This window comes from Acinetobacter sp. YH12144, assembly GCF_013418345.1.
GTDB lineage: Bacteria > Pseudomonadota > Gammaproteobacteria > Pseudomonadales > Moraxellaceae > Acinetobacter > Acinetobacter amyesii.
Genome location: NZ_VPCD01000001.1, coordinates 226,072 through 243,173 on the forward strand (window position 1 = coordinate 226,072; position 17,102 = coordinate 243,173).

The 17,102-nt window shown below is 41.2% G+C and carries 17 protein-coding genes, 1 tRNA gene and 1 other RNA gene; 8 read left to right on the top strand and 11 right to left on the bottom strand.

The features are described 5' to 3' along the window. The first annotated feature begins 2 nt into the window (after positions 1-2). On the top strand, positions 3-542 hold the full coding sequence (locus FTU79_RS01230; RefSeq protein WP_180048743.1) for a DOMON-like domain-containing protein: 540 nt from the start codon (positions 3-5) through the stop codon (positions 540-542). A gap of 239 nt (positions 543-781) precedes the next feature. Here FTU79_RS01230 and FTU79_RS01235 read toward each other — a convergent pair whose 3' ends face one another. Next, complete coding sequence (locus tag FTU79_RS01235) at positions 782-1,267, bottom strand: hypothetical protein (RefSeq protein WP_180048744.1); 486 nt, start codon at positions 1,265-1,267, stop codon at positions 782-784. A gap of 309 nt (positions 1,268-1,576) precedes the next feature. Between FTU79_RS01235 and carA the strand changes: the two genes are divergently transcribed. From carA to greA, 3 genes are all read left to right on the top strand, one after another. Continuing rightward, positions 1,577-2,719: a glutamine-hydrolyzing carbamoyl-phosphate synthase small subunit gene (carA, locus tag FTU79_RS01240; RefSeq protein ID WP_180048745.1), complete on the top strand. Its 1,143-nt coding sequence runs from the start codon at positions 1,577-1,579 to the stop codon at positions 2,717-2,719. A 13-nt stretch (positions 2,720-2,732) separates the two neighbouring features. Beyond that, positions 2,733-5,963 carry a carbamoyl-phosphate synthase large subunit gene (carB, locus tag FTU79_RS01245; protein WP_168378094.1) on the top strand — a complete coding sequence of 1,077 codons (3,231 nt, stop codon included), beginning with the start codon at positions 2,733-2,735 and terminating at the stop codon, positions 5,961-5,963. A gap of 107 nt (positions 5,964-6,070) precedes the next feature. Further along, positions 6,071-6,547, top strand: coding sequence for a transcription elongation factor GreA (gene greA, locus FTU79_RS01250; protein ID WP_078191345.1), 477 nt, complete (start codon positions 6,071-6,073; stop codon positions 6,545-6,547). Positions 6,548-6,624: 77 nt separating this feature from the next. Here the strand turns inward: greA and FTU79_RS01255 are convergent, their stop codons facing one another. Then, entirely contained in the window at positions 6,625-7,212 is a 588-nt protein-coding gene (locus tag FTU79_RS01255; RefSeq protein WP_180021942.1) for a TetR/AcrR family transcriptional regulator, read from the bottom strand. A 139-nt stretch (positions 7,213-7,351) separates the two neighbouring features. Between FTU79_RS01255 and FTU79_RS01260 the strand changes: the two genes are divergently transcribed. Both FTU79_RS01260 and FTU79_RS01265 read left to right on the top strand, forming a co-directional pair. Then, on the top strand, positions 7,352-7,762 hold the full coding sequence (locus FTU79_RS01260) for a RidA family protein (protein WP_180005422.1): 411 nt from the start codon (positions 7,352-7,354) through the stop codon (positions 7,760-7,762). Between the two features lie 84 nt (positions 7,763-7,846). After that, complete coding sequence (locus tag FTU79_RS01265; protein ID WP_180009716.1) at positions 7,847-8,470, top strand: CatB-related O-acetyltransferase; 624 nt, start codon at positions 7,847-7,849, stop codon at positions 8,468-8,470. Here the strand turns inward: FTU79_RS01265 and FTU79_RS01270 are convergent. Beyond that, on the bottom strand, positions 8,467-9,888 hold the full coding sequence (locus FTU79_RS01270) for a P-loop NTPase fold protein (RefSeq protein ID WP_180048746.1): 1,422 nt from the start codon (positions 9,886-9,888) through the stop codon (positions 8,467-8,469). The genes FTU79_RS01265 and FTU79_RS01270 overlap by 4 nt on opposite strands. 158 nt (positions 9,889-10,046) lie before the next feature. Here FTU79_RS01270 and FTU79_RS01275 point away from each other — a divergent pair, with 158 nt between their 5' ends. Further along, positions 10,047-10,628: a hypothetical protein gene (locus FTU79_RS01275; RefSeq protein WP_257224222.1), complete on the top strand. Its 582-nt coding sequence runs from the start codon at positions 10,047-10,049 to the stop codon at positions 10,626-10,628. Positions 10,629-11,073: 445 nt separating this feature from the next. On the opposite strand, the gene FTU79_RS01280 is transcribed toward FTU79_RS01275, so the two are convergent. From FTU79_RS01280 to coaD, 4 genes are all read right to left on the bottom strand, one after another. Beyond that, a tRNA-Met gene (locus tag FTU79_RS01280) sits at positions 11,074-11,150 on the bottom strand. Positions 11,151-11,223: 73 nt separating this feature from the next. Next, an RNA gene (gene rnpB / locus FTU79_RS01285) (RNase P RNA component class A) lies at positions 11,224-11,603 on the bottom strand. A 26-nt stretch (positions 11,604-11,629) separates the two neighbouring features. Next, positions 11,630-11,893, bottom strand: a complete 264-nt coding sequence (locus tag FTU79_RS01290) for a YfhL family 4Fe-4S dicluster ferredoxin (RefSeq protein WP_078191349.1) — start codon at positions 11,891-11,893, stop codon at positions 11,630-11,632. Position 11,894: 1 nt separating this feature from the next. Continuing rightward, positions 11,895-12,386, bottom strand: a complete 492-nt coding sequence (gene coaD / locus FTU79_RS01295) for a pantetheine-phosphate adenylyltransferase (protein ID WP_078191350.1) — start codon at positions 12,384-12,386, stop codon at positions 11,895-11,897. 137 nt (positions 12,387-12,523) lie between these two features. Here coaD and smpB point away from each other — a divergent pair, with 137 nt between their 5' ends. Next, positions 12,524-12,997 (top strand): SsrA-binding protein SmpB, encoded by a 474-nt coding sequence (gene smpB, locus FTU79_RS01300; protein WP_078191351.1) that lies wholly within the window; start codon positions 12,524-12,526, stop codon positions 12,995-12,997. Positions 12,998-13,241: 244 nt separating this feature from the next. Here the strand turns inward: smpB and FTU79_RS01305 are convergent, their stop codons facing one another. From FTU79_RS01305 to rluD, 4 genes are all read right to left on the bottom strand, one after another. Continuing rightward, complete coding sequence (locus tag FTU79_RS01305) at positions 13,242-14,378, bottom strand: hypothetical protein (RefSeq protein WP_257224223.1); 1,137 nt, start codon at positions 14,376-14,378, stop codon at positions 13,242-13,244. Positions 14,379-14,610: 232 nt separating this feature from the next. Next, positions 14,611-15,162: a flavodoxin family protein gene (locus FTU79_RS01310; RefSeq protein WP_180048747.1), complete on the bottom strand. Its 552-nt coding sequence runs from the start codon at positions 15,160-15,162 to the stop codon at positions 14,611-14,613. Between the two features lie 40 nt (positions 15,163-15,202). Next, complete coding sequence (pgeF, locus tag FTU79_RS01315) at positions 15,203-15,943, bottom strand: peptidoglycan editing factor PgeF (RefSeq protein ID WP_180005456.1); 741 nt, start codon at positions 15,941-15,943, stop codon at positions 15,203-15,205. A gap of 44 nt (positions 15,944-15,987) precedes the next feature. After that, entirely contained in the window at positions 15,988-17,040 is a 1,053-nt protein-coding gene (gene rluD / locus FTU79_RS01320; protein WP_078191355.1) for a 23S rRNA pseudouridine(1911/1915/1917) synthase RluD, read from the bottom strand. Positions 17,041-17,102: the final 62 nt, after the last annotated feature.

Here is a 17,102-nt window from a genome sequence, read left to right on the forward strand (position 1 = left end):
TTATGGCAAGTTTCGAACTCAGCGCTTTTGATCGTCGCTTTCAGGCTGTATCAGTCGTTGGTGCTATCGAACAACAAAGCCCATATACTTTAAATGTGGGTTATTGGATTCGAGACCCAAACCAACTGATTCAATGGCCAGAATTGGTATCATCTCACCCACGAATCGATTTTTTGTGGGAACAGACCTGCTTAGAAGTTTTTATTGGTGTACGCAATGAAGACTTTTATCGTGAAATCAACCTCTCCCCTTCACAAGCTTGGCAGGCTTACCAGTTTGAAGAATATCGCTATCCAGAAGATATGCCGCCACAAGCTGCTTACGATATTGAACTGAATCAGTTGAAACGGACGCACTATGGCTTAAATGTCAGTCTTGATCTGACAGAATTTATGCTGAAGTACAAACTTAAATGGGAAGATCTCTATATTGGTCTAACTGCAGTACTGAAAACCCCTCAAGGTGAACAGTACTATGCCATGCAGCATAGTAGTCCAAATGCTGACTTTCACAACAAACGTGATTGGCTACATCAGTTCTAAACTTTTTAATGTTTTGATCTTCGATAAAAAGCAAAAGTACGATCTTTTGCTTTTTTATTGCCTGCTTATTTTTAAATAAGTGCTTTGGACTTAAATGTACCATTCACAATAAGGGAGCCATTAATGACTCCTTTATGCATATATAGCGTTAACTTGAAGTTTAATTCGCTCTCACCCAATCCAGCTCCCTGGAATGACTAGACTTAGCTTAAGCGTTTTAAAATTCATGTCATTCACAATTAACTTTTAAGATCTGTGGTTTGATCCGTAACATCAGTTTTCACTGGTGAAACTTTTTTCCACGCTTCCAAAGTATGTTCCTTAGAACGCTTAAATGTTTCTGTTAAATGATCTTTGTGCTTTCCTGAAATTTGGGTCACATCTTCTTTCAGCTCTTTTCCAAGTTTTGAAAGATCATCAATAACCGTATTAAACTCAGTTTTCACAAATTCTTTGAGTTCACTAAAATCTTTTTGCGATGAACCAAACTGAACTTTTAGCTGATCAAGTTTATTCAACACATCTTGCTTCAACTGACGCAATTGATCTTGCACACTGGCATTCAACTGCTTTGCCTCTGCTCCGATCTTTTCTTTGCTTTCAGTGACCGCTTCTGTGGCTTGGACACTCGCTTCTTTTGCAACTTGTTCAAGCTTTTCAGCACCTTCGATAACGACTTCTTTCAGGGAGGATTTAGCCGCTGTTTGTTTTTGTTGTGTTGCCATGACTTTGTACCTATAGTTTTTGCTGACCGAACCACAATAGCGCTTATTGATAAATTTTAATTTATGATTTGTCTGACAATAATTAATTGCTTACATTTTTCTACGATTTTGCAAAACCAAACTTTATTCTAAAATGCAAGCGCTTTATCTGCTTTATTCCTGATATTTGCAATGGACTTTCTGTGGCTTTCTGCGTATAATGCCGTGTTAAGTTCAAGCGAGCAGATGTAAGGAGGGTAGGTTTTTAAGCAGCCTTCCTTTTTTTTCGTCTTCTCGCTTTTTTACAGCCTAAATTTCAGGAGCTTTGGTTTGAGCACCCCAGCAATTTTAGCCCTTGCCGATGGTACTATTTTTAAAGGTACTTCAATTGGCGCATCGGGTAGTACGACTGGTGAAGTCGTTTTCAACACTGCCATGACTGGCTATCAAGAAATTTTGACTGACCCAAGTTATGCACAACAACTTGTGACCCTAACTTACCCACATATCGGTAACACAGGTTGTAATGATGAAGACGCTGAGTCAGGTCGAATTCATAAAGTATGGGCCAACGGATTGATCATTCGTGACCTACCTTTATTGCATAGCAACTTCCGTGCTGAGCAATCACTAAGTGATTACCTTAAACAACACAATGTTGTTGCTATCGCAGATATTGATACTCGTAAATTAACGCGTATTCTGCGATCAAAAGGTGCGCAAAACGGTTGTATCCTTGCTGGTGAAAACGCGACTGAAGAAGAAGCGTTAGCTAAAGCACGTGCTTTTGGTGGTCTTAATGGTTTAGACCTTGCAAAAGAATGCTGTGATCCGACCGGTTTCGAGTGGACTGAAGGCTCTTGGGCGCTTGGTAAAGGTTTCGCTCAGCCTGAAGCTAAATTCCATGTTGTTGCATACGATTACGGTGTCAAAACCAACATCTTACGTATGCTCGCAGACCGCGGTTGTAAATTGACTGTCGTGCCTGCGCAAACTCCTGCTGCTGACGTACTTGCATTGAATCCAGATGGCGTGTTCTTATCGAACGGCCCCGGCGATCCAGCTGCATGTGACTACGCAATTGAAGCTGTAAAAACAATTGTAGAAGATGCTCGCAATGTACCAGTATTTGGTATTTGCTTGGGTCACCAAATTCTTGCACTTGCTTCAGGTGCAAAAACTGTGAAAATGCCTCACGGCCACCACGGTGCCAACCACCCTGTTCAAAACATGGAAACTGGTATTGTGATGATTACTTCGCAAAACCATGGCTTCGCAGTGGATGCAGAAACATTACCTGCAAACTTGAAAGCTACGCACAAATCATTGTTCGACCAAACCCTACAAGGGATTCACCGTACAGATAAACCTGCGTTCAGTTTCCAAGGTCACCCAGAAGCAAGCCCTGGTCCACATGACTGCGCACCACTGTTCGATCATTTCATCGAACTTATCGAAGCATCTAAGAAGTAATTAAGGAAGCATCATGGCTAAACGTACAGACATTAAAAGCATCTTAATTATCGGTGCTGGTCCGATTGTGATCGGTCAGGCATGTGAGTTTGACTACTCAGGTGCGCAAGCATGTAAAGCCCTTCGTGAAGAAGGCTACCGTGTTATTTTGGTGAACTCTAACCCAGCGACCATTATGACAGACCCTGCGATGGCAGACGCAACTTACATCGAGCCGATTACTTGGCAAACTGTAGCTGCAATCATTGAGAAAGAACGCCCAGACGCAGTTCTTCCTACAATGGGTGGTCAAACAGCATTGAACTGTGCCCTTGCACTCGATGCCAACGGTATTTTAGAAAAATACAATGTTGAATTGATTGGCGCGACGAAAGAAGCAATCGAAAAAGCGGAAGACCGTAAACTTTTCGATATCGCAATGCGCAAAATTGGTTTGGAATGCCCTCGCGCTGACGTTGCAGAAAGCATGGAACACGCACTTGAAATTCAAGCGCGTTTCGGCTTCCCTGTCATTATCCGTCCATCATTCACTATGGGTGGTTCAGGCGGCGGTATCGCATACAACCGTGAAGAATTCATTGAAATCTGTGAACGCGGTTTCGATCTTTCTCCAACTAAACAATTATTGATCGATGAATCTTTAATTGGTTGGAAAGAGTACGAAATGGAAGTTGTTCGTGACAAAAACGACAACTGTATCATTGTATGTACAATCGAAAACTTTGACCCAATGGGCGTGCACACAGGTGACTCAATCACTGTTGCTCCTGCACAAACATTGACTGACAAAGAATTCCAACTTTTACGTAATGCATCTTTAGCTGTACTTCGTGAAATTGGTGTAGAAACTGGCGGTTCGAACGTTCAGTTCGGTATCAACCCGAAAGACGGCCGTATGGTTGTGATCGAGATGAACCCACGTGTTTCTCGTTCATCTGCCCTTGCTTCTAAAGCAACTGGTTTCCCAATTGCAAAAATCGCGGCGAAATTGGCTGTAGGTTATACCCTTGATGAGTTGAAAAATGACATCACTGGCGGTACAACCCCTGCATCTTTCGAACCTGCGATCGACTATGTTGTAACGAAAATTCCTCGTTTCAACTTCGAGAAATTCCCGCAAGCTGACGCAACTTTGACGACTCAGATGAAATCTGTAGGTGAAGTAATGGCGATTGGCCGTAACTTCCAAGAATCTGTGTCTAAGGCTCTTCGCGGCCTTGAAGTTGGCGCATGTGGTTTTGACGAAAAAATCGCTGTGGGCACTGAAGGCGCACGTGAGAAAATTCTTGTTGAATTGAAAGTGCCTGGTCCAGAGCGTATTTGGTACGTAGGCGATGCATTCCGTCACGGTTTCACTCTTGATGAAGTATTTGAAGCAACCAAAATTGATCGTTGGTTCTTGATTCAAATCGAAGACATCATCAAAACTGAAAATCAAATCAAAACTTTAGGTTTTGGTGATTTGAACGCTGACAACATCCGTTCGTTCAAACGCAAAGGTTTATCAGATCTTCGCATTGCAGACTTGATGGGCATTTCACAAAAACAATTCCGTAAACACCGTTGGAACTTGGGCGTAACTCCAGTTTACAAACGTGTAGATACATGTGCTGCAGAATTCGAATCTGACACAGCTTACATGTACTCAACTTACGATGAAGAATGTGAAGCGAACCCATCGAACCGTGACAAAATCATGGTCATTGGTGGCGGTCCTAACCGTATTGGTCAAGGTATCGAGTTCGATTATTGCTGTGTACACGCGGCTCTTGCAATGCGTGATGACGGCTATGAAACCATCATGGTGAACTGTAACCCTGAAACTGTTTCTACGGATTACGACACATCAGATCGTTTGTACTTCGAACCAATCACTTTGGAAGATGTACTTGAAATCGTGCGTATCGAGAAACCTAAAGGCATTATCGTTCAGTACGGCGGTCAAACTCCGCTTAAATTGGCTCGTGCTTTAGAAGAAGCTGGTGCACCAATCATCGGTACATCACCAGACGCAATTGACCGTGCAGAAGACCGTGAACGTTTCCAACAAATGATTCAACGTCTGCAACTTCGTCAACCAAACAACAGCATTGTAAAATCTGCTGAAGAAGGTATGGCTGAAGCAGCAAAAGTTGGCTACCCACTTGTAGTACGTCCTTCGTATGTCCTTGGTGGCCGTGCGATGGAAATCGTGTACAACGACGACGAATTGAAACGCTACTTACGTGATGCGGTTCAAGCATCTAACGAAGCGCCAGTACTTCTTGACCACTTCCTAGACGATGCGATTGAAGTTGACGTGGACTGCGTATCTGACGGTAAAGACGTTGTGATCGGCGGTATCATGCAGCACATCGAACAAGCGGGTATTCACTCAGGTGACTCAGCATGTTCTATTCCTCCTTACTCTTTATCTAAAGAAGTTCAGGACGAAATGCGCCGTCAAACCATCGCTATGGCAAAAGAGCTTGGCGTAATCGGTTTGATGAACGTACAGTTTGCGGTTAAAGGTACTGACGTATACATCTTAGAAGTGAACCCACGTGCATCACGTACTGTTCCATTCGTATCTAAGTGTATCGGCGAATCTTTAGCGAAAGTGGCTGCGCGTTGTATGGCAGGTCAATCTCTAGAATCTCAAGGATTCACTACAGAGATTATTCCTGAACACTTCTCTGTAAAAGAAGCGGTGTTCCCATTCAATAAATTCCCTGGTGTTGACCCAATTCTTGGCCCTGAGATGAAATCTACAGGCGAAGTGATGGGTGTAGGTAAAACATTTGGTGAAGCGTTCTATAAAGCTGTGTTAGGCTCTAATGACCGTTTACCAGGCCTACCAACGGAAGGTGAAGTAAAACATGCATTCTTATCTGTTCGTCATTCTGACAAGCCTCGTGCTGTTGGTATTGCGAAACAGTTGACAGATCTTGGCTTCAAAGTGATCGCTACTGGCGGTACTTATGATGTGATTAAAGATGCAGGTATTGAATGTGAACGTGTGAACAAAGTGACTGAAGGCCGTCCTAATATCGTAGACCGCTTGAAAAATGGCGAAGTTCACCTCATTATCAATACAACTGAAGGCAAACAGGCTCAAGAAGATTCATTCTCGATCCGCCGCTCTGCATTACAAGGTAAAGTGTATTACACAACTACCCTTAACGGTGCTGATGCAGTATGCCAAGCTTTAGCAATCAAATTGCCAATGGATGTATACCGCTTACAAGACCTTACTAAAGGTTAATTAAGTTACCGAGAAGTCCCGCCACCTCTCGGTGGCGGGCTTTTTTTCATTTCTAGGTCAGTAAAAATTTTACTGATTTTTTCTTTTTACAAACATGAGGGACAACAATGCAACGTTATCCTATGACTCCCGAAGGCAAAATTGCCCTAGAGAAAGAATTACAGCAACTTAAAAGTGTTGATCGTCCACGTATTACTGCAGCAATTGCTGAAGCGCGTGAACATGGGGATTTGAAAGAAAACGCAGAATACCACGCTGCTCGCGAGCAACAAGGTTTCTGTGAAGGCCGTATCCAAGATATCGAAGGTAAACTGGGTGCTTGCCAAGTGATTGATGTTAAATCACTTGAGCAAAATGGCCGTGTGGTTTTCGGTGTGACTGTGACCATTGAAAACTTAGATACTGAAGAACAAAAGACTTATAAAATCGTAGGTGATGATGAAGCAGACTTTAAGATCAACAAGATCTCTGTGAACTCTCCAATTGCTCGTGGTCTTTTGGGTAAAAATGAAGGCGACGATGTAAAAATCAACACACCACAAGGTGAAGTTGAGTACGAAGTTTCTAAAGTTGAATATCTTTAATTCATTAAGATAGCAATTTTAAGCCCCTCTTTTGAGGGGTTTTTTATAATCAGACAAATAATTATTATACCCCTGCTCTATCCTTCTTTTAATAATCCTGATGCAAAAAGTTGAAAGGCATGTAATGCTTCTGACAACACCTGCTCAGGATTCTTGCTAGAAGCCACCCAAAGCGCCGCATTCATGGCTGCTCCATTTAAAAATATGGCTGCCGCTTCAGAATTCACTGCTTTAATTCGGTCTGCTGCCAATAACTGTTCTACGCATTCACGTGTAGACTTCAAGCATTTGTTTTGACTCGGCCAATGCGCAGGATCACCCAATACCGCAGGTCCGTCGCGTAATACAATTCGCTGAAACTCAGGATTCAAGGCATTTTCAATATAGGTTTTCCCCTCAAGCATCAACCCCTCCCAAAGATCTTCGGGTTGCTCCAGATACTTCTGGGCAGATAAAGCCATTTCTGAATCAATTTGATTAACCACAGCAGCAAATAAGCCCTTTTTATCGCCAAAATGATGGTACAGCGCACCACGGGTCAGCCCTGCTTCTGCCGTGAGTTTATCCATTGAGGTGTCTGCATAGCCATACTCAGCAAACGTACGGCGTGCCACTTCAATCAGTTTCTTGCGGGTTGCCGCCATTTTTTTTTCACGAACAGACATTGCTTTGATTACCTCATCATCACAAAAATTTTAATTGACATACCAGGCGTATGTCAATTATGTTGACATACGATACGTATGTCAAAAATAAAGCTGCTTTCCCCCCACTTTTAAAACCAGATATTGAATGAGAATAAACATGACTAGAATTGCAATATTTCCCCAAGATCGCCATGCCTTGTATGAACAGCATGGTTACTCTGCTGCTATTAAATCGGAAAATTTACTCTTTGTATCAGGCCAGGTCGGTAGCCGTGAAGATGGCAGTCCTGAACCTGATTTTGAGAAACAGGTAAAACTAGCATTCCAGAATCTTAGCCATACTCTCGCTGCGGCAGGCTGTACTTTCGATGAAATTGTCGATGTCACCACCTTCCATACAAACCCTGAACAGCAATTTGAAGTCATCATGAAAGTTAAAAATGAGGTGTTTACACAAAAGCCTTATCCAAACTGGACAGCAATAGGTGTTAATTGGCTTGCAGGTTTTGATTTTGAAATTAAAGTCATTGCTCGGATCCCAAACCTCCCTACAAACACTTCGGTCTAGCGATTGATTTTTAATAGGAATGAACGACGCATGACATCAGTTCAATTGGTTATAATGGTTTACCCTTTTTAAGTTGTACTGTTTATGTCTGAAAAATTGATTAATTCACCTGTAAATCATTGGTGTGAATTTGAGTTCATCTCTAAAACAGTGAAGAACCCTAATATTCACATCAAAGGTAATTATTCATATTATTCTGCATATTGGGATCAAGGTTTTGAGCGCTGTGTGGTGCGTTATTTGCACGATAAACCTGCAACAGCTGAAAAGCCGATAGACCAGTTACATATCGGTAATTTTGTCTGTTTTGGCGCAGAATGCGTGATTATGATGGGCGGTAACCAACTCCACCGCACAGACTGGATTTCGGCATTTCCGTTTGATACACGGAGTTTTGTCCCTGCGGGTGACACAATCATTGGTGATGGCTGCTGGATCGGCTCACGTGCGATGATTATGCAAGGTGTTACACTCGGTGAAGGTGCTGTAGTAGCTACTGGTGCGGTGGTGACTAAAGATGTGCCACCTTATGCTGTTGTCGGCGGAGTCCCTGCTAAAGTAATTAAATATCGCTTTCCTGAAGAAGATATCAAAAAACTACTTTCCCTTAAGCTCTATGACTTAGATGAAAAGCAGTTTTTAAATATGCGGGAACAGTTGCAGACTGATGATGTAGAACTATTGATAAATTATTTTAAGATTGATTAATCCTCTAGCCATACACTGTTTTCGATATAGTTAAAGTATTGCTGCTGGAATAAATGATATTGCATTTCTTCTGACGGCTTAAATGCATATTTATTTAAAAACTTAGTATATTCTATTTCATAAGTATTATGCTGATAGCGGGTACGTAAGTCTTCCATCGCACTTACGTGTTCAAGATAATCATTAATTATCAATAACTCAACATTAAACTCTTTCTCAACTATTTCTTTAAAGTTTTCTATATTAAAATGAGCCATATTTAGACCAGAAACATTTTCATTACCTTGCTTCATTTTCATTATTAACACAGCAATGCGTTCCATATCATGCAATAAATCCCTTGCCCCTTTAATTACTCCCAAAGCGATAAAAATATTATTTTCTAATTTTTCTTTTTTTAATAAAGCATAAAGATTAATTTTCCTCTTAAGTTCCCGTGTGGATATATCTTTACTAATACTAAGTAGCACGACTAAAGCAATATCTACGGACTCTTCTCCCACCAATTTTAATAATTTTGAAATTACTTCTAAATTAGATTTATTTTTATCCAGAATATTTACTTGATTTCTCAAGGGAATCTCAAAGTCGATAAATTTTTCTAAATATATTTTCGAACTCTCATTGTCATATCCATAAATATGCTGAATACCATTTATAAGTTGGTTTTTATTCATTACCAATACAAAAACTATTTTTCTAATATCAAAAAAGTGTTTGATCCTCTCAATTAAACGTATTGCAAAATCAGGGCGGCATCGATCCAATTCATCAATAATAAAGACTAAAGGCTTATCTAAATTTTCTGCTAACTGTGCCAATGTTGCTTTAAAAGCAATTATGGAGTTTTTCTCTTCTTCATAACTATCAATCTTAGCTTGAATTGCCTCAGTAACTTTTTCTCCAATATTTTCTGTTACTTTATCAATTGCATCATCAAGTTTATCTGTAATTTTCTCGCTATCAATTTTAATCAGTGGAATTAGCCCACCAGTTAAAGCACAGCTAATCATTGAAGCAATGAGTGTTGGAGCTAAGGTTAAAAGTCCTTGTTGCATAACTGCTGCTGCTTTCTTAAATTTATGCACTAAGGGCTTATTTTCGGCTGTTTTATCTAACTTTGAAGCAATTTCAGATGCAATAACCAAAAAAGGATCTTCCAAATAATCATTTGCAAACGCATCCAAATAAATCACGTTATGCTGAGTATCATCTAAATGTTTCGCCCAGTTACGAACAAACCACGTTTTACCCTCACCCCATCGTGCATCCAAAGCAAGAACAGCACCGCAGTTTAAGCGATCAACATAACTTGTAAGCTGCTCTCCTAAACGACGGCGATGCCAAAGATCACCTTCCCATGCAGTTTCAATATTCTCAAAATTATCTTTAGGCCAGTTTAATTGGTTATCCATCATTTCTATTTATATTCATCAAGTTAACTATGTATTGAGTATAGCAGTAGCGCTATAAATTAACATTTAACCCATGAGCATCTCGTAACTTGTCATAGCCTTTTCCTCAAATTCAGACTATAAAGAACTCATAAAATAAAAAGACCCACTTTTCAGGATGAATGATGACGAGAACCACTCAATTCTCAGGCATATTTATACTTGCCCTGCTGGCAGCAGTCGTCGCAACTTTTTGCGATGCGATTCATGTCTATACAAAAACACTTAGTTATCCCAACCCATTATTTTTCCATCAGGCTTGGTGGGTATTCCCCGGCTTTTTTATTGCCTTTGCTTTCATGGCATTTAGCTATATTCAACTTACACAACTACTTAAACACTATGTGATGACTCAGCTCAGTTGTCATCATGACGGCACTGCGCCCCTCGTCGAGAGCCTAATACTATTTGCCATCGTCTACATACTCAGCGGATTTGGTAATTTTCATCCCGAAGCACTTTGTTGGATTTTTTACCTGAGCTTTTTTATTCGCTGGCTATTTAGCTATGAGCGTACATGGCTACTGATATTGGCCATCATGCTTGCCATTGGTGGCATGTTCTTTGAAGGACTATTGGCTGAGTTTACTTTAGTTAAATATCGCCATGAAGATATTTACAATGTGCCGTATTGGCTCGGTGGCGTATATATGCATGGCGCATTTGCCTTACGTGCAGGTATGCGTCGTTTTGTCTATCGATGATATTTAAGATCTGATGTTACGCCTTTAAAATAATGACGTATTTTTTTAAAAAATGATTTTTAAGCCTATTCGACGGAGTCTTACATCTAGGGTTTAAATAAAGGGATTAGCCTTCAGCTGGAGGTACTCTTACGAAACGTTGTTTCTCATTCGGCAAAATGAGAAGCGTGCTTCGCAAGGAAACCATATTGCGGTGCAATGCACCTCACCGACAAAACTCGTTCACTAGCGTCAAATTATTCAAAGTATCGCAAAAAATATTTTTGAATAGATATAGTCTTGTCTCAAACACTTGCGGATGACCTTACCGCGTATCGTTCTTTTATTTGAATCAAATAGCGCTTCTGATATTACTGCTTAACATCAGTTATGATGATAAAACTTTCGATTTTAAAACGTCGAAACAAAAAAAGACCACTCAATCGGAGTGGTCTTTTTTTGAATATGGTGGCTATGACGAGACTTGAACTTGTGACCCCCGCATTATGAGTGCGGTGCTCTAACCAACTGAGCTACATAGCCTTAAACTGTGCGCGCATTATGGAGGGATATTTAAATATCGTCAAGCCCATAATGCGCGTATTTGATCAAAATTTGTTGAAGTGAACCGATAAGCCGGGTTCTGTCGAGGACGATCATTCCTCTAGGCGTACAATCACTCATACGCTCAAGCGACCTACCCGGATCCAGCATGGGCCATGCCTAAAGGGTCCCTATTTGGTCTTGCTTCCGGTGGGGTTTACCATGCCGTGAACTGTTACCAGACACGCGGTGCGCTCTTACCGCACCCTTTCACCCTTACCTCCGATTTCGATTACTCGAAACCATAATGAAGGCGGTCTACTCTCTGCTGCACTTTCCGTCGGCTCACACCGCCCAGGCGTTACCTGGCACCTTGCCCTATGAAGCCCGGACTTTCCTCCCCTGCTTTAGTCACGGAGACCTATACACAGCAGCGATCGTCTGGTTCACTTCGGGGCGCATTCTAACAAATCTGACAACTAATTGCTTGATGTTTTTTGAGCAGTTAGTTTTTCGTACTTTTGTTGAAGCTGTTCCTGAGTTTCAGGATGTGCCGGATCCAATGGAATACAATCCACTGGACAGAACAACTGACATTGCGGTTTATCGTGATGCCCAACGCATTCCGTACACAAATCAGGGTTAATCTCATAAATGAGTTCCCCCATGAAAATCGCCTCATTGGGGCATACAGGTTCACAGACATCGCAGTTGATGCATTCATCAGTGATATATAAAGACACTCTACCAACCTTGCTGTTGTTTACGCTTAAAGGCTTCCACGACAGCTTGTGGTACAAACTGAGTGACATCACCATTTAAACGTGCAATTTCACGCACGAGCGTAGATGAAATAAACGAATATTGCTCTGATGGGGTTAAGAACACCGCTTCAAATTTACTGTCCAAACGGCGATTCATATTTGCCAATTGAAATTCATATTCAAAATCTGAAACTGCACGTAACCCACGTAATACGGCTGTTGCTTTTTGCTCGTTAAAGAAATTGACCAACAGCCCATCAAAACCTACAAACTCAACATTTGACAAATGACTTAAAGACTCTTGCGCTAGTGCAACACGCTCTTCCAGACTAAACACAGGGTTTTTGTGATGTCCAATTGCAATTGCCACGACAACTTCGTCAAACATGCGTGATGCACGTGTCACTAAGTCGATATGACCATTAGTAATTGGATCGAATGTGCCCGGATAAATTACACGAGTTTTAGACATCCAGTTGTACTCTGTTATTTTGTAGATGGGTATTTTAACAAAATCTTGATTTATAGGTGAAGTCAGCTTGTAAATTTAAAAACTTCATCTTATTCAAAGTTCGGGTACAATAGTGCTAAGTTTGGAAGTTTTTGATTATGACGAAAGCAGTAGTTAAAAAAAATAGTAGCAGTACGATTGCCCTCAATAAACGTGCGCGTCACGATTATTTCATTGAAGAAAAATTTGAAGCGGGTCTTTCATTACAAGGCTGGGAAGTCAAATCAATGCGTGCAGGTCGTATGACCATCGTAGAAAGCTATATTACGTTTAAAAATGGCGAAGCATTTTTATTCGGCGCTCAAGTGCAACCTTTACTGAGTGCTTCAACGCATGTGGTGCCTGAAGCGACTCGTACTCGTAAATTATTGCTGAACCGCCGTGAAATTGAAAAACTACAAGGTGCGATTAACCAAAAAGGTTATTCATGTGTGCCTTTGGCATGTTACTGGAAAGGTCCTCATGCCAAACTTGAAATCGCCCTAGTAAAAGGTAAGCAGCTTCACGACAAGCGTGCAACGGAAAAAGACCGTGATTGGCAGCGTGATAAAGCCCGTATTTTTCATAAATAAGTTCAATAAAAAACCTCCATTTTGGAGGTTTTTTTATTGATACATTGCACATTTAGCAGAATTTCAACCCACCAAAACAGTTGGTCCGAACTTCCTGGTTCCCCAAGACTTGATTTTTTAAAGTTAAATTGGCCGCACCAGCATTGCTGAGGTTAATTGAACCGACATTTTTATAAATCGGTAAACCAAATGCAGCACCAACAGCAGAACCTAAGGGAATATAAATCGGTTCATTGGTTAAAATTTACGATACTTTTTCTGCAACTTGTGGCAAGACGCCTGAAATATCTACTTCAGATGTTGGATTTAATTTGCCAATATTAATCGGGTCTTTAAATGACATCCACCAACCTGTACGTGCAATATCATCTGCATTGGCATCTGGCCAGCTGATATCTTGAGATTGAAGCGATAAATAACCTGCTGTGCCATTTAATGGAATGTTATGAATCATATTTAAGGCTTGCTCAAAGGTAATGTTCATTTTCAAACCATCAATTGACGAACCTGAATCCATAAAGAACTGCGCCCCTTCAACCCATAACAAATTGCGGTCAAGTTTGACCTGCATGCTACCGCTATCTCGATTGAGCTGAATCGATGGCACAGTCGCACTGATATTTTTGGCAATGGCTTGAGTTTGTCGTTTTCCATTAATCGTAATTTCAGGAACGGTAAACGGCACATTCATTGAAGGAATTTTTAAACCCTTACTATTTTCAGGTTGGCTGACAAAGCTACGATCATTGTTCCAAATCGTATTAATCACCAAGTTACCGGATAAAGTCTCGCTACTGCTATCCCCAAAGATCGCTGCTTGGGTCTTTGCTGTCCCTGTAGTCGGTGCAATTTTCATATAACCGCTCAGTGACTTAATCCCGTCTGTCGGCGCACCCGTGTTTTGAATACCTGTGGTCAATAAACCTGTAATTGATTCAGCACTGACACGGAAGCCTTTAACTTCACGTAAAGCCGCTTGTTTTGGGTTTTTAATTGCAAATTCAATAAACGGATTTTTCAGTTCGGCACTTGTTGACGCTCGATCACCATTAAAGACGGGATTACCATTGGCATCGGTCGACGTTGCATTACCACTCAGCGCAAGATGACGAATATCAATATCACAGCCATTTGACCCGTTTACCCCACCACAGCCGAGTTGCAGACTTTTGACATTGACGTTTAAATCCACGACCGCATCTAAACTGAGTTTGTAGAAACCAATATTTTCATCAACCATTTGTTGGTTGACTAAAATAGGATCGGTATAGGACATATTCATCAATGCAGCACCATTGATGGCAGATAATTCTTCATCGGCTAATCCCACCAAGCCTTCTGCTGCAAAAACAACGTCAGAAACACATAAGGTCAATGCCATTACTATTGTTTAATCCTTTTTAATATTTACCACTCATCCAGAGTGAAATTTATGAGAAGATTAAATCAATAGCTTTGGCGTAAATGAATAGCAATTTGTGACACGCATCACAACTCAATTATACAAAATGCCAATTTTCACGAATTTTAGGCCAATAAAAACCCCAGTAACATTTCCATCACTAGGGTTTTCAAAGATTTATAAATGATAGTTCAAACGATTTATTTACAAATTAATTAACTTTATTTAACAACAGTCCCAGATATTCACCAAACCAAATAGCGGTTTCTAAATCACCCGCAGGTGGCGTGACTTCAACAGGCGCATTATCCGATTGTGTCATTAAACCTAAAAAGCTCGACATCCGATTTAAATCTGTTGTGCTTCGTCCAGTTGGCATCAATGGAAGACCGCTCCACAACATGCCGTGCTGCATGGCGAATAAATTGATTTGCTGCAATACTGCCAATTTATCTCCACTTAAGCCGCCACCATTGGTAAAACCAGCGGCTAACTTGCCTTGCCATGTCCGTGCTAACCAGCGTTTAGATGATTGCTCCATGAATAATTTCATTGCCGCACTCATACTGCCCATATAGGTTGGGCATCCAAAAACGATGGCATCTGCACTGTCCAACACATCCCAATCCACATGTTCTACATTCATGAGATGGACTTTTACACCGGCTTTTTCTGCACCTTGTACAATGAAATTCGCCACTTTGGCAGTGTGCCCATAGGGACTGTGGTAAACAACAGCAAGAGATTTAGCAGTCAAAGACATAACATTTAAAAGTCGATAGATTCAGTCAAGTTTAGCATTTTCAAAGCATAAAGACGAATGTTGCCATACGTCCTGTTTTCGCTTCTCGGCGATAAGAAAAATATTCTTCAGCTTGCAAAAAGGTACATTGGTCGCCACCGGTTACAGCTTTAACCCCATGTAATGCAAGAATATAACGCGCTATCGCATAAAGATCAGCATAATATTTGCCTTCCTTTACACCAGCTTTAAATGCACTTTCAAGTTCTGGGTATTTGGAACAAAAGGCAGCTTTGACTTCTGCGCCAATTTCAAAACTCTCTTGGCAAATGGCTGCCCCCAACCAAGCCCATGTTGGCTGAGTGTGCATGGCTGCAATGGTGTTTTCCACAATACCATTTGCCAAGCCCTTCCAACCTGCATGCAGATTGGCAACTTCAGTCCCGTCAGCATTACCCAAAACCACGGGTAAGCAATCTGCGGTCATCATCATCAGGGCATGGTGTTTAGACTGCGTGACCATACCATCGCCTTCGGGTGCAACAAAGTTGATCTGTTCATCAATGCGATGGCATAGCGTACTGTGCGTTTGGTTCATCCAGCTGATTTTATTCACGCCATATTTAGCAAAGTCTTTGAGCAATTGCATCCGGTGCTTTTGCACACGCGCTGCATCATCTCCCACATGCAATGCCAGATTAAATCCTGCCAGTTCAGGTTGTTCAGCGGGTTGCGTCTGATCATGATGAACTCGAGTTTGTCCCACAAAAACACCCTGTGGAAGTCCCTGAACAAATTGCATGTTGCCGTCCTTTTCTATCTATGGCGTGTAAATCAGTTTAAAACTTAATAAGCTTTGTTTTCGCTACGTAAAACTTCAACCAATTGGTTAAAGTCTTCAGGCCATGGTGCTTCAAACATCATGTCTTCACCTGTACGTGGATGAACGAGACCCAATTTAACCGCATGTAAAGCCTGACGTTTAAAGCCACGTAAAGTGTCATCTAATAACATCGACGCGCCTGCAGGCATACGTACACGTGGTACATACACTTGATCGCCAACGAGACCATGACCGATATAAGTAAAATGCACACGAATTTGATGGGTACGACCCGTTTCTAGACGTGCTTGAACACGGGTAAAGTTTTGGAAACGTTCTTTCACATTATAGTGAGTTACCGCATCTTTACCGCCCGGCAAGACAGCCATTTTAATGCGATCAACAGGATGACGTTTAATTGGTTCATCCACTGTACCGCCTGCAATAATGTTGCCATATACGATCAAATCGTAAATACGGTAAACCGATTTCTTCGCCAATTGCTTACTTAAAGAAAATTGGGATTCGAGGTTTTTCGCAACAACCAACAGACCTGAGGTGTCTTTATCGATACGATGCACCAAACCTGCACGGGTCAACTCTGAAGATTTTGGGTAGTGATGCAAAATTGCATTCACCAATGTTCCTGTACTGTTTCCAGCGCCCGGATGAACAACCATACCGACAGGTTTATTAATCACCATAATATCGTCATCTTCATAGACAATATTAAGTGGAATATCTTCAGGTAAGCTACGGGTTTGTGCTTCTAACTCGACGTCTAAAGTCAGTAACTCTGTTCCTTCGCATTTGTACTTTGGTTTCACAGTGTTACCATTGACCAACAAATGGCCCTCTTTGAGCCACTGTTTTAGCTTTTCACGAGAAAAATCAGTCCAAACCAGTGCTGAAACCTGATCAATACGTTGTCCTAAATAGCTTTCATCCAATTGAAATTGCAACGATAAACGTGTTGCAGTTGAGTCTGAAGTATGGTTATCTGCATCCTCAGAATCTTCAAGTAAATTGAAATCAGTTTCAGGGAAATTAGAATTGGAAGATTGTGCTTGACTCATTTGCTCATTCAGACAAAAGTGGTTTAATAGTTCAATTGTAGCTCATTGCCCGTATTAACAGA